The 20641-nt window shown below is 51.6% G+C and carries 12 protein-coding genes, 1 tRNA gene and 2 pseudogenes; 13 read left to right on the plus strand and 2 right to left on the minus strand.

What is annotated here, in order from left to right; genetic code table 11:
* Positions 1-22 precede the first annotated feature (22 nt).
* From gpt to crl, 3 genes are all read left to right on the plus strand, one after another.
* The gene (gpt, locus tag HVX64_RS05835; RefSeq protein ID WP_042997821.1) at positions 23-481 is read left to right on the plus strand and encodes a xanthine phosphoribosyltransferase; all 459 of its coding nucleotides are present in this window, start codon (positions 23-25) and stop codon (positions 479-481) included.
* A gap of 99 nt (positions 482-580) precedes the next feature.
* Positions 581-1825: an esterase FrsA gene (gene frsA, locus HVX64_RS05840; RefSeq protein ID WP_044258817.1), complete on the plus strand. Its 1245-nt coding sequence runs from the start codon at positions 581-583 to the stop codon at positions 1823-1825.
* Between the two features lie 57 nt (positions 1826-1882).
* Positions 1883-2284: a sigma factor-binding protein Crl gene (gene crl, locus HVX64_RS05845; protein WP_042997819.1), complete on the plus strand. Its 402-nt coding sequence runs from the start codon at positions 1883-1885 to the stop codon at positions 2282-2284.
* 79 nt (positions 2285-2363) lie between these two features.
* Here crl and phoE read toward each other — a convergent pair whose 3' ends face one another.
* Entirely contained in the window at positions 2364-3416 is a 1053-nt protein-coding gene (phoE, locus tag HVX64_RS05850) for a phosphoporin PhoE (RefSeq protein ID WP_042997818.1), read from the minus strand.
* Positions 3417-3703: 287 nt separating this feature from the next.
* Here phoE and proB point away from each other — a divergent pair, with 287 nt between their 5' ends.
* From proB to HVX64_RS05880, 6 genes and pseudogenes are all read left to right on the plus strand, one after another.
* Positions 3704-4807 carry a glutamate 5-kinase gene (gene proB / locus HVX64_RS05855; RefSeq protein WP_042324793.1) on the plus strand — a complete coding sequence of 368 codons (1104 nt, stop codon included), beginning with the start codon at positions 3704-3706 and terminating at the stop codon, positions 4805-4807.
* Positions 4808-4818: 11 nt separating this feature from the next.
* Entirely contained in the window at positions 4819-6072 is a 1254-nt protein-coding gene (gene proA, locus HVX64_RS05860; RefSeq protein ID WP_044258819.1) for a glutamate-5-semialdehyde dehydrogenase, read from the plus strand.
* 114 nt (positions 6073-6186) lie between these two features.
* Positions 6187-6262, plus strand: a tRNA-Thr gene (locus HVX64_RS05865).
* Between the two features lie 211 nt (positions 6263-6473).
* Positions 6474-6813: pseudogene (locus HVX64_RS05870) on the plus strand (IS3 family transposase); the annotation flags it as partial.
* 418 nt (positions 6814-7231) lie between these two features.
* Positions 7232-11332, plus strand: coding sequence for a S6 family peptidase (locus tag HVX64_RS05875; protein ID WP_044258840.1), 4101 nt, complete (start codon positions 7232-7234; stop codon positions 11330-11332).
* A gap of 364 nt (positions 11333-11696) precedes the next feature.
* The gene (locus HVX64_RS05880) at positions 11697-12593 is read left to right on the plus strand and encodes a PHP domain-containing protein (RefSeq protein WP_228530473.1); all 897 of its coding nucleotides are present in this window, start codon (positions 11697-11699) and stop codon (positions 12591-12593) included.
* Between the two features lie 95 nt (positions 12594-12688).
* Here the strand turns inward: HVX64_RS05880 and HVX64_RS05885 are convergent, their stop codons facing one another.
* Complete coding sequence (locus HVX64_RS05885) at positions 12689-13003, minus strand: PTS cellobiose transporter subunit IIB (RefSeq protein ID WP_044258851.1); 315 nt, start codon at positions 13001-13003, stop codon at positions 12689-12691.
* Positions 13004-13334: 331 nt separating this feature from the next.
* On the opposite strand from HVX64_RS05885, the gene HVX64_RS05890 reads away from it, so the two are divergent.
* From HVX64_RS05890 to HVX64_RS05905, 4 genes and pseudogenes are all read left to right on the plus strand, one after another.
* The gene (locus HVX64_RS05890; protein WP_043001670.1) at positions 13335-14024 is read left to right on the plus strand and encodes a cyclic nucleotide-binding domain-containing protein; all 690 of its coding nucleotides are present in this window, start codon (positions 13335-13337) and stop codon (positions 14022-14024) included.
* A 106-nt stretch (positions 14025-14130) separates the two neighbouring features.
* Positions 14131-14970: pseudogene (locus HVX64_RS05895) on the plus strand (class I SAM-dependent methyltransferase); the annotation flags it as partial.
* Positions 14971-15487: 517 nt separating this feature from the next.
* Entirely contained in the window at positions 15488-17032 is a 1545-nt protein-coding gene (locus HVX64_RS05900) for a peptide MFS transporter (RefSeq protein WP_043001668.1), read from the plus strand.
* A 598-nt stretch (positions 17033-17630) separates the two neighbouring features.
* Positions 17631-20573, plus strand: coding sequence for an autotransporter outer membrane beta-barrel domain-containing protein (locus HVX64_RS05905; RefSeq protein ID WP_249418895.1), 2943 nt, complete (start codon positions 17631-17633; stop codon positions 20571-20573).
* The last annotated feature ends 68 nt before the right edge of the window (positions 20574-20641 follow it).

Consider the following 20641-nt stretch of genomic DNA (forward strand, 5'->3'; position numbering starts at 1 on the left):
TAAACAGGCTGGGACACTTCACATGAGCGAAAAATACGTCGTCACCTGGGACATGCTGCAGATCCATGCACGCAAACTGGCAAACCGCCTGATGCCTTCAGAACAGTGGAAAGGCATCATTGCCGTTAGTCGTGGTGGTCTGGTGCCGGGCGCATTGCTGGCACGTGAACTGGGCATTCGTCATGTCGATACCGTATGCATTTCCAGCTACGATCACGACAACCAGCGTGAACTGAAAGTTCTGAAACGCGCTGAAGGCGATGGTGAAGGCTTTATCGTCATCGACGATCTGGTGGATACCGGTGGTACCGCCGTGGCTATCCGTGAAATGTACCCAAAAGCGCACTTTGTCACTATCTTCGCGAAACCGGCGGGTCGTCCGTTAGTCGATGATTACGTGATTGATATCCCGCAGGATACCTGGATTGAGCAACCGTGGGACATGGGCGTGACCTTCGTTCCGCCGATTTCTGGCCGCTAATCTCTGACTTTTTCAACGCCTGGCACAGCCGGGCGTTGTTCTATTTAGCCGGTGTCGGGTTACAATAAGCCTCAGTGAGTACTTCAGGAGGCTGTACGCATGTCACAGGCTAATCTAAGCGAAATCCTGTTCAAACCCCGTTTCAAACACCCCGAAACGTCGACCCTGGTCCGCCGTTTTAATGCCGGGATGCAGCCGCCTGTGCAATCGGCGCTGGATGGCAAGAATATTCCCCACTGGTATCGCATGATTAACCGCCTGATGTGGATCTGGCGCGGGGTGGATCCGCGAGAAATTCTGGATGTTCAGGCGCGCATCGTGATGAGTGACGCCGAGCGCACCGATGCCGATCTTTACGATACGGTGATCGGTTACCGTGGCGGCAACTGGATTTATGAATGGGCAAAACAGGCGATGGACTGGCAGCAGAAAGCCTGCCAGGAAACGGACCCTGAGCGCAGTGGTCGCTACTGGCTACACGCTTCGACGCTGTACAACATCGCTGCCTATCCGCACCTGAAAGGGGACGATCTGGCGGAACAGGCGCAGGCCTTATCTAACCGTGCCTATGAAGAAGCCGCGCAGCGACTGCCCGGTACGCTGCGTGAGATGGAATTTAGCGTGCCTGGCGGCTCGCCCGTCACCGGGTTCTTGCATATGCCAAAAGGCGACGGCCCGTTTCCGACGGTGCTGATGTGCGGCGGTCTGGATTCAATGCAAACCGATTACTACACCCTGTATGAGCGCTATTTCGCGCCGCGCGGCATCGCCATGCTGACGCTGGACATGCCTTCCGTCGGTTTCTCGTCAAAGTGGAAGCTCTCTCAGGACTCCAGCCTGTTGCACCAGCATGTGTTGAAAGCGCTGCCGAATGTGCCGTGGGTGGATCATACCCGGGTGGCGGCGTTCGGATTTCGTTTTGGTGCCAACGTGGCGGTGCGCCTGGCCTATCTTGAATCTCCGCGTCTGAAAGCGGTGGCCTGCCTCGGTCCGGTAGTCCATGCGTTGCTGAGCGATCCGTTACGTCAGGGAGCGGTACCGGAAATGTATCTTGACGTTCTGGCAAGTCGACTGGGGATGCACGATGCGTCCGATGAAGCGTTGCGCGTGGAGCTTAATCGCTATTCGCTGAAGGTGCAGGGACTGCTTGGCAGACGCTGCCCGACGCCAATGCTGTCGGGCTTCTGGAAGAACGATCCGTTCAGTCCGGAAGAGGAGTCGCGTTTAATCACGTCTTCATCTTCTGACGGTAAGCTGCTGGAGATTCCCTTCAATCCGGTGTATCGCAATTTTGACAACGCGTTACAGGAAATCACCCGCTGGATTGAAAAGAGATTGTGTTAATAATTTGCTAAATTCTACTGTTTTGGTAAAACAGTTGCTTCACAACAGGAGATCGCAATGACGTTACCGAGTGGACACCCGAAGAGCAGATTGATCAAGAAATTCACCGCGCTTGGCCCTTATATCCGCGAAGGAAAGTGCGAAGATAATCGATTCTTTTTCGATTGTCTGGCTGTTTGCGTCAACGTGAAGCCCGCGCCTGAACTGCGCGAATTCTGGGGCTGGTGGATGGAACTGGAAGCGCACGAAAAGCGTTTTACCTACAGCTACAAATTTGGTCTGTTCGACAAAGCGGGCGACTGGAAGACTGTGGCGATCAAAGATAAAGAAGTCGTTGAGCGACTGGAATATACCCTGCGCGAGTTTCACGAGAAGTTGCGTGAGCTGTTAAACACGTTGCATTTGTCACTGGAGCCCGCAGACGATTTCCGTGATGAGCCGGTGAAGCTAACGGCGTAATCCAAAAAAGAGGCCGGATGAATCATCCGGCCTCTCTGTTTTTAGCCGGATAAGTCAACTCATCCGGACCATTCTGGCATCAGAACTGATAGGTCATACCCAGCGCCACGATGTCATCGCTGTTGACGCCCAGTTTGTTGTTGTCATCAATCTGGTTGATTTTATAATCAACAAACGCCGACATATTCTTGTTGAAATAATAGGTCGCGCCGACGTCGATATATTTCACGATATCTTCATCACCAATACCTTCAATATCTTTGCCTTTCGACTGAACGTAACCGATGGACGGACGCAGGCCGAAATCAAACTGATATTGTGCGACGGCTTCGAAGTTTTGCGCTTTGTTGGCAAAACCACCGGAGATCGGCGCCATGTTGCGGGTTTCAGAATAGATGGTCGCCAGATAGATGTCGTTGCCATCGTATTTCAGACCGGTCGCCCAGCCTTCAGCATTCTGGCCATGACCGCGCGCCTGCTGGTTTTGCTCATTGGTACGGTCAGAGTTGGCATAGGCGCCAATGATCGCGAAATCGCTGCCGCCGAAGTCGTAGCTCAGTGATGTCCCGAACCCGTCACCGTTTTGTTTCTTCACGTCACGGTCTTCGTTTTTGCCCTGATATTGCAGGGTCATGTTCAGACCGTCGATCACGCCGAAGAAGTCGGTGTTCCGGTATGTCGCCAGACCGCTGGCGCGTTTGGTCATAAAGTTATCGGTCTGCGCCAGGCCGTCACCACCAAATTCCGGGAACATATCGGTCCAGGCGGCAACGTCATACAGTGCGCCCAGGTTACGACCATAATCGAAAGAGCCGATATCTTTTAGCTTGACCCCGGCAAACGCCAGACGCGTTTTCTGACCGGATTCGCTTTCGGTTTTGTTGCCCGCAAATTCCGCTTCCCAACGACCGTAACCGGTCAGTTGATCGTTAATCTGCGTTTCGCCTTTAAAACCAAAGCGAACATAGGTCTGGTCGCCGTCTTTGCTGTCATTGTCGCTGAAATAGTGCATCGCTTTGACTTTGCCATACACATCCAGTTTATTACCGTCTTTATTAAACACTTCCGCTGCCTGCACGGATGCCGATGCCACAATACCCATCACCACTAATGCCAGAGTGCTCTTTTTCATTTTCAGTCCTGATTTAACGTACGCGCTATTATTTACTGGGTGTGATCCCCGTTGAAAGACAGGAGGGTTTTAACGTTCTGGAGTGAAGGTTTTATGACAACGTAAGAATAATTTTAAAAAAGGATGTTTTTCTGTTTCAGTAATAAAAACGTCAAAAATTGCCGCTACGCTTGCTGATCCAGCACAACAAAATTCCATGCTTTGTGCGCTGCTTGTTGGCAACCGGGGCCAGTCCTGCTAAAACGTTCGTTTACTATCATTTTCCCTATTTTGAACGGCAGAGAATCATGAGTGACAGCCAGACGCTGGTGGTAAAACTCGGCACCAGTGTGCTAACGGGCGGATCGCGCCGCCTGAACCGTGCCCACATCGTAGAACTTGTTCGTCAGTGCGCGCAGTTGCATGCCGCAGGACACCGTATTGTTATCGTCACGTCGGGCGCTATCGCCGCCGGGCGTGAACATCTCGGATATCCGGAACTGCCGGCGACCATTGCCACCAAGCAACTGCTGGCGGCGGTCGGGCAGAGCCGACTGATCCAACTGTGGGAACAGCTATTTTCGATTTACGGCATTCACGTCGGGCAGATGCTGCTGACGCGGGCGGACATGGAAGACCGGGAACGCTTTTTGAATGCGCGCGACACTCTGCGTGCCCTGCTGGATAACAATATCGTTCCGGTGATCAATGAGAACGATGCAGTTGCCACAGCGGAAATTAAAGTGGGCGACAATGACAATCTCTCCGCGCTGGCGGCGATCCTCGCCGGGGCAGACAAACTGCTGCTGCTGACCGATCAACAGGGGTTGTTCACCGCCGATCCGCGTACCGACCCGCAGGCCGAACTGATTAAAGATGTCTACGGGATTGATGACGCGTTGCGCGCAATCGCCGGCGACAGCGTATCGGGGCTGGGAACGGGCGGCATGGGCACTAAGTTGCAGGCCGCTGACGTCGCCTGCCGCGCCGGGATTGACACGATTATCGCCGCTGGCAGCAAGCCGGGCGTGATTGGTGATGTGATGGAAGGCATCTCTGTCGGTACCCGCTTCCATGCACAGGCCTCTCCGCTGGAGAACCGCAAGCGCTGGATCTTTGGCGCGCCGCCTGCTGGTGAAATCACCGTCGATGAAGGCGCGACGGCGGCGATTCTGGAACGCGGCAGTTCATTGCTACCGAAAGGCATTAAAAGCGTGACAGGCAACTTCTCACGTGGTGAAGTGATCCGCATCTGTAATCTGGAGGGGCGTGATATTGCCCACGGCGTGAGCCGCTACAACAGCGACGCGCTGCGCCGCATTGCCGGACACCACTCTCAGCAGATTGACGCGATTCTGGGTTACGAATATGGCCCGGTCGCCGTTCATCGCGATGATATGATTACCCGTTAAGGAGCAGATAAATGCTGGAACAAATGGGCATTGCTGCCAAAGCCGCGTCGTACAAACTGGCGCAACTCTCCAGCCGCGAAAAAAATCGCGTGCTGGAACAAATAGCTGATGCGCTTGAAGCGCAAACGGAAACTATCCTGAACGCTAATGCGCAGGACGTGGCCGAAGCGCGTACGAACGGTCTGAGCGAGGCGATGCTTGATCGCCTGGCGCTGACGCCGGCGCGCCTGAAAGCGATTGCTGATGACGTCCGTCAGGTCTGCAATCTGGCGGATCCGGTTGGGCAGGTGATTGACGGAGGGCTACTGGACAGCGGGCTGCGTCTGGAACGTCGCCGTGTGCCGCTGGGCGTGATTGGCGTGATTTATGAAGCCCGCCCGAACGTCACCGTCGATGTCGCCTCTTTGTGCCTGAAAACGGGCAATGCGGCGATTCTGCGCGGCGGTAAAGAGACATATCGCACCAATGCCGCCACCGTTCGCGTGATCCAGCAGGCGTTAATCTCCTGCGGGCTACCGGAAGCGGCGGTACAGGCCATTGAAAGCCCCGACCGTGCGCTGGTGAATGAGATGCTGCGCATGGACAAATATATCGACATGCTGATTCCGCGTGGCGGCGCGGGTCTGCATAAGCTGTGCCGCGAGCAGTCGACCATTCCGGTGATCACCGGTGGGATTGGGGTGTGTCATATCGTTGTCGACGACAGCGCAGAGATTGCCCCGGCGCTGAAGATTATCGTCAATGCGAAAACGCAACGTCCGAGTACCTGTAACACGGTAGAGACGCTGTTAGTGCACCAGGACATCGCGGCGCGTTTTCTGCCTGCGCTGAGTCAGCAGATGGCGGAGAGCGGTGTAACGCTGCATGCGGATGAACGGTCGCTTGCCCTGTTGAGATCAGGCCCGGCAAACGTGGTGGCAGTCAAAGCGGAAGAATTTGACGACGAGTTCCTGTCGCTGGATTTGAACGTCAAAATCGTCGCGGACCTGGATGACGCCATCGCGCATATTCGCGAGCACGGCACTCAGCATTCCGACGCCATCCTGACGCGCACCATGCACAACGCGAACCGTTTTGTGAACGAAGTGGATTCGTCTGCGGTATACGTCAACGCCTCGACCCGTTTTACCGATGGCGGACAGTTTGGTCTCGGTGCGGAAGTTGCCGTCAGTACGCAAAAATTACATGCCCGTGGTCCTATGGGGCTGGAAGCGCTGACCACCTATAAGTGGATCGGCTTTGGTGACGATACGATTCGTGCCTAAATAACGCCGGGTGATGCAAAATCAGCCACTTGATTCGCAAGGCTATTGACGCATCGCCCGGTTAGTTTTAACCTTCTACCCCGTGTTCACACTCGTGGTCACGTCCTCTTCAGGGCCGATATAGCTCAGTTGGTAGAGCAGCGCATTCGTAATGCGAAGGTCGTAGGTTCGACTCCTATTATCGGCACCATTTCAAACGCTTCCCAGGCCTACAGAAATCAACTAAAGCCCATATACTGCGGTTTATAGCCCGATCTTATCTCTTGTTATCAACGGGACTCAACCGGAATCAAGTCACAGTCGGGGGCATCAGTGGGGGCATTCTGTGTTCGGTCCAGGAAGATGCCCCCGATCAAGCTTCATACGCGACAGGGTTGCTATATCCAGAGATAAATACGCCTCTGATGGCCGTCTGGCGACGTAATCCTCAAAACAGGTGCTGGTTCATTCTGATCAAGGTCGTCATACACAAGCTATGAGTGACAGTCGTTTCCGAAATCACACGGACTAAAGGGTTGTAGTATGAGTCGTCGTGGTAAATGCCACGACAACGCCGTTGCAGAAAGTTTTTCCCGCTATTGAAGCGTGAACGGATAAAGAAATAGTTCTACGGAACGCGTGAAGAAGCCGCAGTGATATTTTTGATTACATCGAAATATTTATAACAATAAACGTCGGTATGGTTCTGGCGATCGGATGCCACCGGCAGAAAGTGAAAATCAATATTATCAACGGCTCTGAAGTGTCTGGATTATCCGTGGCGATTCACGCATCAAAATAATTTCGATATAAGCAGCCTCTTACGCAAGGTCAATAAGGAAAAACTGATTTGTTGATTGGTGTAATTCTATTGATGCTAATATTTGATGTTTATGATTTTTTTGGATGGCAGTAAAATATCACAAAATGATAATTAAATGAATTTTTAGATAAATCGACATGAATATGCATAATTTTATGATATAAAAGTTAACACCAGATCAGGAAAATGATGTTTTCAAAAAGTGAAGTGTCGGGACTTTATTGATTGGCGGAGGTGTTAATTTAAAATAATTATACTTTATTTTCTTTTGTCATGTTTAACATATCCTTTTTTATTAGCTGAATATAAATTAGTTTAATTGTTGATGTTATCTATGAGGGTCGTGGAGAGTTTGCTGTGAACAAAATATATTCACTTAAATATTGCCCTGTTACGCAAGGGCTCATTGCTGTATCTGAGCTGGCCAGCCGGGTGGTTAAACGAACAAGCCGGAAATTAAAGCAAATATCACTTATTAGCATCTCTGTTACTTGTTTATCTTATCCGATGATGTCACAGGCTGGTATTGTTCGAGACGATATTTCTTATCAGTTATTTCGCGACTTTGCAGAGAATAAAGGACTCTTTGTTCCCGGTGCTACTGATATCCCCGTCTATGATAAAAATGGTCAGCTTGTAGGTCGTCTGGATAAAGCACCAATGGCGGATTTCAGTAGCGTAAGTACCAGTGGGGTGGCCACACTGATTTCGCCGCAGTATCTGGCCAGTGTGAAACATAACAGTGGTTATCAAAGTGTCAGTTTCGGTGATGGGAAAAATACTTATACGATAGTCGATCGTAATGATCACCCCTCTACTGATTTCCATGCACCACGCCTGAATAAACTGGTCACTGAAGTTGCCCCTGTGAGCGTTACAGCTGAAGGTACCAAAGTTAATGCCTATAAAAATACTGAACGTTATACGGAGTTTTATCGTGTGGGGAGTGGAGCGCAATATACAAAAGACAGGGATGGAAAATTAACCAGGATTGCAGGCGGATATGCTTTTAAAACAGGGGGAACAATTGGTACTCCCCTCATTTCAAACGGAACCATTGTTACCAACCCCGGCCAGACTTTCAATCCGGTTAATGGGATCATACCAAGTTATGGCGTTCCCGGAGACAGTGGTTCACCGCTTTTTGCTTACGACTCATTGCAAAAAAAATGGGTCATGGTTGGTGTTTTAAGATCCTATGCTGGCCTTACTGGAGCAACAAGTTGGTGGAACGTTATTCCGACCGATTATCTGAATAAGGTTATGGAAGAGGATTTCGATACCCCTGTCGCTGCTGTCTCTGGTAAAGAACCTCTTGCCTGGCATTTTGACCAGAATACCGGTACTGGCACATTGTCTCAGGGGACAACAACCTGGGATATGCACGGTCAGAAAGGAAAAGACCTCAATTCGGGCAAAAATCTGGTGTTCAGTGGACAGAACGGCACAATTCTCCTGAAAGACAGCGTAACGCAGGGGGCCGGCTATCTGGAATTTAAAGACAGTTACACCGTGTCCGCTGACGCCGGAAAAACATGGACAGGTGCAGGTATTATTACAGACAAGGGGACCAATGTGACCTGGAAGGTCAACGGCGTTGCCGGTGACAACCTGCATAAACTTGGTGAAGGGACGCTGACCGTAAGCGGTATCGGGGTTAATCCCGGCGGGCTTAAAACCGGGGACGGGACTGTCATTCTGGCTCAAAAGCCTGATGCCGCAGGAAATGTCCAGGCTTTCAGCTCAGTCAATCTTGCCAGTGGACGTCCGACCGTTGTGCTTGCGGATTCACGACAGGTTAACCCGGATAATATCTCCTGGGGTTATCGGGGAGGGGTGCTTGACCTGAACGGTAACGATATCACTTTCACTCGTCTGCGGGTGTCTGATTATGGTGCGGTCATTGCAAACAAGGCCGCGAATAAATCCCACCTGTCACTGAATTTGTCTACAGCTAATAATGAAGAAGTCAGCGTCCCGATTGGTACTGTTAATCCGTTTGGCGGAAAAGGTACACCCGGAAGCTTATACAGCCGTAATCTGAATGGACAGACATCCTACTATATTCTTAAATCCGCCACCTATGATAATACCCTGTGGGGGAACAGCCTGAATGACCCGAAACAATGGGAATTTGTCGGTACTGATAAAAACAAAGCCATTCAGACAGTAAAAGACCGGGTCCTGGCTGAACGGGCAAAACAGCCCGTTATCTATCATGGCCAGTTGACCGGGAATATGGATGTTACTATCCCGCAATTGCCGGGTGAACGTAAGGTGGTGATGGATGGTTCCGTAAATCTGCCTGGCGGAAACCTGAGTAAAGAGGGGGGTAGTCTGATTTTCCAGGGGCATCCGGTTATCCATGCTTCAGTCAACGGCAGTGCCCCCGTCTCCCTGACCCAGAAAGACTGGGAGAACCGTCAGTTCACACTGAAAACGCTGTCGCTGAAGAATGCTGACTTCCATCTTTCACGTAATGCTGTCCTGAACGGTGACATACAGTCGGACAACAGCCATATCACGCTGGGAAGTAATAAGGTCATTATTGATAAAAATGACAGTACCGGTAATTACGTCAATCCGGAGGAAGGTACATCTTCTCCGGTGGAAAGCCAGTATCAGGGCAATATCACGCTGCAGAAAGGCTCCACGCTGGACATTAACAACCGCTTCACCGGCGGGATTGAGGCTCATGACAGTCAGGTAAACGTCACCTCATCTGAGGCCGTGCTGCAGGACAGCGGTATCTTCGTGAACTCTGCTCTCTCTGTTCGTGACGGCGGTCATCTGAAAGCACAGAAAGGGCTCTACAGTGACGGCCGGGTTCAGATTGGGAAGAATGGTACGCTTTCCCTGAGCGGAACGCCGGTTACCGGCTCAGACGGTCAGTTCACGCCGATGTTGTCTATGACAGAAGGATACGATTTGACCGGCAACAATGCCACTCTGGACATCCGCAACTGGGCACATGTTTCCGGGGACATTCATGCAACCAGCCCGTCCGCTGTCCGTATTGGAACGGATGCGCCCGGGACGCTGTCTTCCTCCGTTTCGTCCGCACTGGCTGAAGGAATGTTTGGTGGATATAACGCGGCATACTACGGTGCCATCACCGGCGGTAAGGGAAACGTCAGCATGAACAGTGGTCTGTGGCAGCTGACCGGAGATTCCACCGTCAACAACCTGACGGCCCGTAACAGCCGGGTACAGTCTGAAGAAAAGGGTGCCTTCCGCACCCTGACGGTAAACTCGCTTGATGCCACGGGCAGTGACTTTGTCCTGCGTACTGACCTGAAAAACGCCGATAAAATCAGCGTGACGGGGAAAGCCAGCGGTTCAGACAACACCCTGAATGTCAGCTTTATGAAGAATCCGACTCCGGGGCAGTCACTGAACATCCCGCTGGTCAGCGCCCCGGCCGGCACGGCAGAGAATGTCTTTAAGGCCGGTACCCGGGTCACGGGGTTCAGCCGGGTGACACCGACGCTGCATGTCGACACCACCGGCGGCAGTACGAAGTGGATTCTGGATGGTTTCAGAGCAGAGGCTGACAAAGCCGCGGCGGCGAAGGCGGACAGTTTCATGAATGCCGGCTACAAAAACTTCATGACGGAAGTGAACAATCTGAATAAACGTATGGGGGAACTGCGTGACACGAAAGGTGATGCCGGAGCCTGGGCCCGTATCATGAACGGCGCTGGTTCAGCAGACGGCGGGTACAGTGATAACTACACTCACGTTCAGGTCGGTTTTGACAAAAAACATACGCTGGACGGTGTGGACCTGTTCACTGGTGTCACGATGACCTATACCGACAGCAGCGCAGACAGTGATGCGTTCAGCGGGAAGACAAAATCCGTGGGCGGCGGTCTGTATGCTTCAGCGCTGTTTAATTCCGGTGCCTATATCGATTTGATTGGTAAATATATTCACCATGACAATGATTACACGGGCAACTTTGCCGGCCTGGGGACGAAGCATTACGGTACGCACTCCTGGTATGCCGGTGCAGAAACGGGTTACCGTTATCACCTGACGGAGGACACCTTTATTGAGCCGCAGGCCGAACTGGTTTATGGCGCGGTGTCCGGCAAAACGTTCCGCTGGAAAGAGGGAAATATGGACCTGAGCATGAAGAACAAGGACTTCAGTCCACTGGTCGGCCGGACAGGTGTGGAGCTGGGCAAAACCTTTAGCGGTAAGGACTGGAGCGTGACGGCCCGGGCCGGCACCAGCTGGCAGTTCGACCTGCTGAATAACGGCGAGACCGTACTTCGTGATGCGTCCGGAGAGAAACGGATTAAGGGGGAGAAGGACAGCCGGATGTTGTTCAATGTCGGCATGAACGCGCAGATAAAGGACAACATGCGCTTCGGGCTGGAGTTTGAGAAATCCGCCTTTGGTAAATACAACGTGGATAACGCGATAAACGCGAATTTCCGTTATATGTTCTGACAGATATTAGTGGAGAGTGTCATGAGACACTCTCCACTAAAGTCGGAAGTCTTCGATGAGGTCTCCAGATTATCAATCATAGAGATATCCCTTTGTTGATTTTTCATTTTTTGTTGCCTGGATTTCACCGGCGAGCACATTAATGCCGATTTTGATTATTTCCTTTATTCGGAAAATTAATCGTTTTCACAATGAGGGGACGAACGTAATGCTCCCCTCGGGTTCTCCTTATGAGAAACGGATTAACCCGCACCGATATTTCTACTGATTTTCAAACTCAGAATTTTCGCGCGCGCGGCGCTGTATTAATCCCCTGCCTGGTCATATAGTGCCTGCAGTACCTGAATATCAGCTTAAGGAGAAGATGATGAAGCGTATCGATTTGCACATGCATTCGGTATACAGCGACGATGCGGATTTCCCTGTCAGCGATCTGTTGACAATGGCGAAAGCGGCGAACCTGGCGGTGCTGGCGATAACCGATCACAACTCGGCGCGGTCCGTTGAGGAAGCTATTCACTATGGCAATGAAAACGCTGTGAGAGTGATGACGGGCATTGAAATTGACTGCTCGTTTGCGGGTAATAACTATCATCTGCTGGGCTACGGTTTTCGTCGTGATTGTCGGGATTTTGACGTCGTCGAGCAGAATTTCCACCATCTGGAAAGCGTCGCGACCCCGCTGAAACTGGCGAAACTTCGGGCGCTCGGGTTCCAGCTTGACGTCGATCGCCTGTATGCCCTGGCGGGCGATCGCGTTCCGCAGGAAGAGCAGATGGCGGAGTTAATTTTAGAGGATGCGCGTAATGCGAATCATGAACTGTTGCTGCCGTACCGGGCAGGGAACTCTCGCAGCGACATGCCGTTGATTAACTTCTTCTGGGATTTTTTTGGCCGCGACAAACCCTGTCATGTGAAGGTTGAACTGCCGCCCATGGCAGAGATGGCGTCGATGATTATTGATAACGGCGGTATTCCGGTGATTGCGCATATCGGCGCCAACGTAAAGGAAAAGCCGTTGTCGGCGATTGAGCAAATGTTGCCGCTCGGCGTACAGGGCGTGGAGGTTTTTTCCAGCTATCATGATGAAGCACTTCGTCGCGAACTTTATCAGTTCACGCTGGATAAAGCGTTGTTGGCGACCAGCGGCAGCGATTTCCACGGTAAAAACAAGCCCAACATCAAGATGGGCAGCAGCCAGCCCTGGGCAGCCGCACTGCCGAAGACGCTGGAAATTCTTGAAAGGGTGACGCTTTATTAACATAGACAAACCCGGCGTAACGCACCGGGTTTAATTATTTGAGATTGCCCCTGTTATTCTTATTCATGAGCGGAAGCGGCTAATACGTTGCGGCATCAGGCTGCCAGCTCAGGCATTTTCTCCTTCACAAAGTTTAACACTTTCTCCGCATCCAGCGATGCGTAGGGCAGGCTTTCAATAATGGCGACAGGGCGTGCATTTCCGACAATGTCATAAATTTCATTGAGCTTGTACTGAATATGCGGCGCTATGAGAAAACCGTCGAAAGCGGGCGCCACGCTTTCGAAATTATCCAGCCCCACCGCGCTTATCATGAGAGGATAGCCGCAGCTTTCAGCCAGTACCTGCATCTTTTTGGCAAGAGAATTTGCCGTATTCCCGAACAAACAACCTATCAGAAGCTTTTTCATGTTTTTGACCTCCTGAAAACGGTTCACAGAATAGGGCTGGCTGTGTTCAAAAAATGAGCGCCACATCTTATTTGCATAACAAATATATTCAGCGTCGGTAGCACAGACCTCTGGTGCCTCCTGCCGTGAAGACAAGTCGATGACACTTAAGTGGAACTGAGTTCCTGAACACGTCATGAAAAGGTGTGGTACGCACAGCAGTCAATTCGCATCAATGTGACAACACAGGGAGTTGGCGATAGTAAAAGAGACAGATGTCCTTTTTGTTATCGCCGCGCTCACTTTATTGTGCTATCCCATAAAGGGAAAATGGGATTGCGTCGAGGGGAAGATGAAAAATATCAATGACAGTGCCTTAAAAGAGCGGTTTATTTTAACGAACAGGTTATCGGCGATAATTAACCCCTCCCTGTTAGCGACACTGCGTCTGGTCAAAATTGATGCCGGGGAGTATCTGATGACGCAAAACACCTATTTGACGCATCTCTATTTCCTGGTTGACGGTAAACTGCAGGTCGAGCGCCATAATCCAAACGGGACGCACGCGGTTTATTCTTTTGAAACGCCTTTTTCGGTGGTTGGCGAAATGGAACTTTTCTCCATTAAGAAAAGTAAGGCCGTCGGTTCCGTTCAGGCATTAACGGACTCATGGTTACTGACCCTACCGGTCGAGGCCGTAAAAGAACACGCGATGAACGATCCCGCCTTTCTTCTTTTTATGTGCCAGAATTTAAGTCATAAACTACTGCATAATTCACTGATCCATTCCAGTGGCGCGATTTCGGTGGAATCTAAATTGCGTAAATTCTTACTTATTAAAACGCAAAACGAAGGCGCCACAATTCAACTGGAGAAAAGAGAGTCGCTCGCGGCCATGTTGGGTGTTTCTGTCAGGCAACTCAATCGTGCGCTGATAAAACTTGCGCAGCAAGGGATTATTCAACACAAAAATAAAACCCTGAAGGTGATTAATCCTGTTCGCTTATCAGATTTTCCTGCTGACAAATCTGAATTGGTGTGAGTTGGTGTGGGGTAAATAATCCCGGAAGCATGAGATAATGCGCCCGTTGTGAAGGCAGGCTGGAGCGATATTTCAGCCACCAGGTACATTACGATGAGATCAACGGATGAATCTTCTTGAACTGACACTTCTGAGTGGACAATACAACGATCGTGAAACGGGCGGAAAGATCCCGTGGAATGATCCGGATTTCAGCCGCAGGATGCTGGAAAACCATTTGTCGCAGGAACACGACTGGGCCAGTCGTAAACTCTCGGTCATTGAACAACAGGTCGACTGGATCGCCCGCCAGCTTCCCGTGGGCGCAACAATACTTGATTTGGGATGCGGCCCCGGCTTTTATACTCAACGTCTCGCGCAGCGCGGATTTGATTGCACTGGCGTCGATTTTTCTCCGGCCTCTGTGCAGTGGGCGCGAGAACAGGCGCAGAGCGCAGCGCTGGATATTGATTATCAGGAACAGGACGTCCGCGACTACCAGCCTGATGGCACGTTTGATTTCGTTATGATGACCTTCGGTGAAATCAATGTCTTCAGTTTTGAGGATGCGCAACGGCTGGTGGCGCGTAGTGCAGCCTGGCTGAAGCCGGGGGGCAAGTTGCTGATTGAAGTGCATACGTTTGACGAGGTCAAAAGACAGGGGATGGCTCCCGCGTCCTGGCAGCGGTGTCCAGAGGGGCTTTTTCTCGCCGAACCGCATCTGTTATTGAGCGAAAATCGCTGGAATGAAGAAACGCAAACCAGCACCACGACATTCTGGGCGCTCAAGGCCGATGCCAGCGTTGTGCATTTTAGCAGCCAGACGCGGGCCTGGCGGGATGACGAGTATTTGCAGTTGCTGGCGCAGTGCGGTTTTCACACGACGACCCGTATTGCCGCTGAAGAGTGGCCGGTCAGTGAAACCTTTGCCGGCAAGCTCTACGCCCTGATGGCACGTCGAGAGACGGTATAAACGACAATTGCTCTGTGCTGCAACCAGAGAAAACCGATGCCCGATGGCTTACGCTGTCGGGCTTTTTCGCTATAACGGGGAACCTTACCTGGCAAGGGCATGATTCATCCTCAGGACTCAGCCATGTCATTCGGGCGACGGCGAAGCGATTCAACCTCCCGTGCAAGTATCTCAGTAAAAAATGCCCTGAAAGATACAGCTCGATCCTTTCGCGCTTCCCGGGATAATGTTTGAGCATAACACCTTGTTTATTAAAAAATTGATAGGCAATTATTTGCAGGCCTTTAAAGTCAATCATTATCCTTGTTTATCAAACAGAAAATCTACAAAACTAGACATCTATCGAGTTTTCATCTTAAAGTCCCGATGTTGGCACTAGACAAAACTGTCTTATGGTTATCAAATGGTTAAATAATATTTCGCTGGATGTGAATGATCGACCAGATAGATGAATGGTCGGCGGGTTATTCAGCGGCTACAAGCAATACAACACACCATTTCGGGAGAAATTATGCATTCCTCTGTTAATAAAAACGAAAGCCGAACGTTCTTCGGCCATCCCTATCCGCTGGGGTCACTGTTCTTCACGGAGATGTGGGAACGGTTTTCGTTTTATGGCATTCGTCCGTTACTGATTCTGTTCATGGCCGCGACCGTCTACGACGGTGGCATGGGACTGGCGCGGGAAAATGCGTCTGCTATCGTCGGTATTTTTGCCGGCAGTATGTACCTGGCAGCGCTGCCGGGCGGCTGGCTCGCGGATAACTGGCTCGGGCAGCAACGCGCGGTGTGGTACGGCTCGATCCTGATCGCGCTCGGCCATCTGTCGATTGCCCTGTCGGCCTGGATGGGCGACAACCTGTTTTTCATCGGTTTGATGTTTATCGTGCTGGGGTCGGGTCTGTTCAAAACCTGTATCTCGGTCATGGTGGGAACCCTCTATAAGAAAGGCGATGCCCGCCGCGATGGCGGTTTTTCGTTGTTCTACATGGGGATTAACATGGGGTCATTCATTGCCCCGTTGATCTCTGGCTGGTTAATCAAATCTCACGGCTGGCACTGGGGCTTTGGTATCGGTGGGATCGGGATGCTGGTCGCGCTGATTATCTTCCGCGTGTTTGCCGTTCCTTCCATGAAACGCTATGACCGCGAAGTGGGGCTTGATTCGACCTGGAACAGCCCGGTGGTGAAGAGAAACGGCGTGGGACGCTGGTTGCTGGCGCTGGCCGTTGGTGTTGCTATCATTGTGACGCTGATTGCCCAGGGCGTGATTGTCATTAATCCGGTCGCCGTTGCCAGCATGCTGGTCTACGTTATTGCCGCGTCTGTGGCGCTCTACTTTATCTATCTGTTCGTGTTTGCCGGGTTGACCCGCAAAGAGCGCGCCAGACTGTTGGTCTGCTTTATTTTACTGGTTTCTGCGGCCTTTTTCTGGTCGGCGTTTGAGCAGAAACCAACCTCGTTCAACCTGTTTGCGAACGACTATACCAACCGCATGATCGGAGATTTCGAAATTCCAGCCGTCTGGTTCCAGTCGATCAACGCCCTGTTTATCATCCTGCTGGCTCCGGTCTTTAGCTGGGCCTGGCCGGCACTGGCGCGCCGAAATGTGCGCCCGAGCAGTATCACCAAGTTTGTTATCGGTATTCTGTGCGCGGCAGCGGGCTTTGGCCTGATGATGATGGCGGCGCAGAATGTCCTGAGCAACGGTGGAGCAGGCGTATCGCCGTTCTGGCTGGTGGGCAGCATCCTGATGCTGACGCTGGGTGAGCTGTGTCTGAGCCCGATTGGTCTGGCGACCATGACGCTGTTAGCGCCCGAAAGAATGCGGGGTCAGATGATGGGCCTGTGGTTCTGTGCCAGCGCTTTAGGTAACCTGGCGGCGGGTCTGATTGGTGGGCACGTTAAGGCTGACCAACTGGACATGCTGCCTGATCTCTTCGCCCGCTGCTCCATTGCATTGCTGATTTGTGCGGCAGTACTGATTGTGCTGATTGTTCCGGTGCGTCGGATGCTGGAAAACGCGCAAACGAAAACGGAGCAAAAACCGGCGTAAAATGCCTGACCGATAATTAACACTCACAGATAAAACCGGTGCCTGATGCGCCGGTTTTATTTTTTCTTGCCAGGTAAAATCTTTATTCTGACGAACAAACGCCCGTCTCATAATCGTTAATGCTATTCCCACCAGAACATGCTTCAGGCTGAAAAAACGTCGGCCTGTTGTCGCTATGTTGCCGGAGATGATCGGCGAAATACCATCACTCTTCCTCACAAAATGAGGTTTCACATGATCCTTTATGTCTGATTAATGAGGAAAGATCTTAAGTGGAGATAAATTATTCTTAAACACCTCATTTCTGAACCGCATTTAATGAAATAATGTGCTGTATATAATGTTATTTAAGGGATTATATTCTTTTTTTGTTTTGTTTTTAAGATGATTGAATTGTCATCATGGCTAAGATCATTTCATTTGTTCTCACGCCTGATATCTGGAAAATATTGCCTAAATACCGCAATGAGACTCAGGGCGTTTGGGTCGGAAGGACATACGTTACATTGCCGTGACTTTTACTTAACGCATTCACAAATACACTGCATTTAATCATGCGATGTATAGCGTGCTGTTATTTCGATACAGTGGAATTGATATGAAGAGAAAAGAATTTAAATTAACAACCATGGCGTTGTTAATCAGTAGTCTGTTAATGGCAAATAACGCCGGTGCAGTCATTCATGATGTAGATGGTATTATTAGCGGAAGCGGGATCATCGCTAAAGATCAGGAATATAAAATCATTAGCACCGCAGGGGAAAACAATACGATCTCCGTGGCGAATAATGGTGGTGTAACCATTACCAACCCAGGCGGAACGCCCACGGTCTCGGGTGGGGGCGAATTTGAAAACGGTGACTTTTTAATTTCCAACGGGACAGTGATTGTTGCCAACAGCGGAACCATTAATTTAGGTTCAGGGACTACCGTGAATCATATCATCGGCGATGTCATTCCAGGCACCGTCGAGGGGCGACCAGATATTCCGCTGGATAATGATTATCAGTTCATGTATGCGGTGGGTATCGTTCAGGTGGGTGGTAACAGTGCAGCCTATCTCGCGCAAAAAGGCTCGATCGTTGCCGATAATTTGACGATAAATATGAGTCAAAAGCGTGATGGCAAAGATATTGCGGGCATTCTGGGCAATAAACACAATGGCGTCTTTACCTTAACCGGCACCACCACGGTTAATTCTGCGGTGACCGGGGCGAATGGGAAGAATTTCGCGATCTATGCAAAGTCGGGATCGAAAATCAACGCTGAAAATTTGATCGTCAATAGTAAGGGGACATTCTACGCCGTCGGCCTCGATTCGGAATCCAGTGTGGATGCCGACCGTTCACTGATTCGTTATAAAAATGCCACGATTACATCCGTCGCCGATCAGTATGCGGACGGCATCAGTTCTAACGGGGCTGACGTTGAAGCGTTGGGCGACACCGCTATTGATGTCACCGTGAACGATGCGAATGGCGTGATTTCCGGGATCTGGGTTTCAGATGGTCTCACCGGCGTTGATCTGGATGCACATGTGACCATGGCAGGGAAGACGAGCCTGTTGCTGAAGTCAGGCGCGGAGAGTACGGTTCTCAGTGGTGTCGAGTCCGTGGGCGCTTCGCAGTTTACCAGTAACGACCTGAATATCACGCTGGACACTCAGGGGCATCAGCAAACAACCGGTACCGGCATTCGGGCCAGTAAAGAAGATGCGCTCACGGCGGGTAAAATCGACATTAACGGTCGTCTGAACATTGATGTTATCGATACCACCCGCAGTGGGAGCTGGAAATACGTTCAGGCGAATAAAGGCGGCGAGATCACGCTAAACGGTGAAGTGCAACTGGGGGTTAACTACAACGACCCGGATGCCACTGCCATTCTGGCGGAAAACGCCGACTCCCGCGTGACGATTAACCCGCAGAAAATCGACGTTGTCGGGACGATTGAAGCCCTGGATTCCGCCGTGGTTGATGTGAATGCGATTAACCAGTCGCGTTTCGTCGGCGGGATGGTCACCCGCGGCAATGCGGTGAATAACCTGTCGCTGGCCGACGGCTCGGCCTGGAACATGACTAAAAGTTCTCAGCTCACCAACCTGACGCTGGATGACTCCACGCTGACCTTTATGCCGACCGCCGCAAAGCGTCGTATGCTGACGCGTGATAGCGCGAGCTTCAAAACCCTGACGGTGGACGGTGATTACACAGGCACTAACGGTAATCTCGTGATGAACACCCAACTGGGCGATGACAGCTCGCCAACGGACCGGATGATCGTTGCGGGCAACACCTCCGGCACCACGCACGTTAAAGTACTGAACGCCGGGGGCGCGGGCGGTCTGACGACGTCGGGCATCGAACTGATTAGCGTTGGCGGCAATTCTGACGGTGTGTTTAAACAAAATGGCCGTATCGTGGCCGGTGCGTATGACTACACCCTGCATCGCGGTGAAGGCGAGAATAATAAAAACTGGTATCTGAGCAGCGCCCTGTCTCCGGTTACTCCGCTGGATCCTCTGAATCCTACCGATCCGCAGCCGCCAGCTCCGACGCCGCGCGAACACGCGGTGCGTCCGGAAGCCGGTCTGTACGGCATGAACCTGCAGGCGGCGAACACGCTGTTCAATACCCGTTTGCAGGATCGTCTGGGCGAAACGCATTACGTGGACGCGCTGACCGGCGAAGAAGCCGTCACCAGTATGTGGCTGCGTAACGTGGGCGGTCATACCCGTCAGAAAGACAGCAGTGGTCAACTGGATATGCAGGCCAACCGTTATGTCATGCAACTGGGCGGCGACATTGCGCAGTGGTCTTCGGACAACACCGACCGCTACCATCTGGGTCTGATGGCCGGTTATGCGAACCAGAAAGCGCGTGCCGAAAACCAGCGTAACGGTAACCGGGCCGACAGCCGCATCAGTGGTTACAGCGTTGGTTTGTACGGCACCTGGCTGCAGGACAACGCGACGCACGAAGGCGCGTATGTCGATAGCTGGGCGCAGTACAGCTGGTTTGATAACACCGTTTCTGGTCGTGATGTCGAATCTGAAGAGTATGATTCTAAGGGCTTCACCGCCTCTGTCGAATCTGGCTACACCTGGAAACTGGCCGAACTCAGCGAGCGTAACGCGCTGTATATTCAGCCAAAAGCCCAGATCACCTGGATGGGCGTGAAGGCAGATGAGCACAAAGAAGTTAACGGTACCCGCGTTGAAGGTAACGGTGATGGCAACCTCCAGACCCGCGTCGGCGTCCGTCTGTTCGGCAAGGGCCACAACACACTGGACGACGGCAAAGACCACACCTTCCAGCCGTTTGTCGAAGCCAACTGGATCCACAACAGCAAAGACTTTGGCGTCTCAATGAACGGTGAAAATGTGAATCTGAAAGGCGCCCGCAATATTGGCGAACTGAAAGCCGGGGTTGAAGGCCAGTTGACGAAGAATGTCGCCCTGTGGGGCAACGTCGCACAGCAGGTTGGTAACAACGGCTACAGCGACACTTCAGCGATGATCGGTATTAAAGCGTCGTTCTGATGCCAAGTGCCGGGAGGCGGTTTCGCTTTACCCGGCCAGGCAAAAAACCTGTAGGCCGGATAAGGCGC

Origin of the sequence: Citrobacter sp. RHB20-C16, from assembly GCF_013890155.1 — a bacterium.
GTDB classification, from domain to species: domain Bacteria; phylum Pseudomonadota; class Gammaproteobacteria; order Enterobacterales; family Enterobacteriaceae; genus Citrobacter_A; species Citrobacter_A amalonaticus.

Excerpts from the sequence above, each read along its gene's own strand:
- gpt (WP_042997821.1), top strand. The coding sequence starts at position 23 with ATGAGCGAAAAATACGTCGTCACCTGGGACATGCTGCAGATCCATGCA.
- frsA (WP_044258817.1), top strand. The coding sequence starts at position 581 with ATGTCACAGGCTAATCTAAGCGAAATCCTGTTCAAACCCCGTTTCAAA.
- crl (WP_042997819.1), top strand. The coding sequence starts at position 1,883 with ATGACGTTACCGAGTGGACACCCGAAGAGCAGATTGATCAAGAAATTC.
- phoE (WP_042997818.1), bottom strand. The coding sequence starts at position 3,416 with ATGAAAAAGAGCACTCTGGCATTAGTGGTGATGGGTATTGTGGCATCG.
- proB (WP_042324793.1), top strand. The coding sequence starts at position 3,704 with ATGAGTGACAGCCAGACGCTGGTGGTAAAACTCGGCACCAGTGTGCTA.
- proA (WP_044258819.1), top strand. The coding sequence starts at position 4,819 with ATGCTGGAACAAATGGGCATTGCTGCCAAAGCCGCGTCGTACAAACTG.
- HVX64_RS05880 (WP_228530473.1), top strand. The coding sequence starts at position 11,697 with ATGATGAAGCGTATCGATTTGCACATGCATTCGGTATACAGCGACGAT.
- HVX64_RS05885 (WP_044258851.1), bottom strand. The coding sequence starts at position 13,003 with ATGAAAAAGCTTCTGATAGGTTGTTTGTTCGGGAATACGGCAAATTCT.
- HVX64_RS05890 (WP_043001670.1), top strand. The coding sequence starts at position 13,335 with ATGAAAAATATCAATGACAGTGCCTTAAAAGAGCGGTTTATTTTAACG.
- HVX64_RS05900 (WP_043001668.1), top strand. The coding sequence starts at position 15,488 with ATGCATTCCTCTGTTAATAAAAACGAAAGCCGAACGTTCTTCGGCCAT.
- HVX64_RS05905 (WP_249418895.1), top strand. The coding sequence starts at position 17,631 with ATGAAGAGAAAAGAATTTAAATTAACAACCATGGCGTTGTTAATCAGT.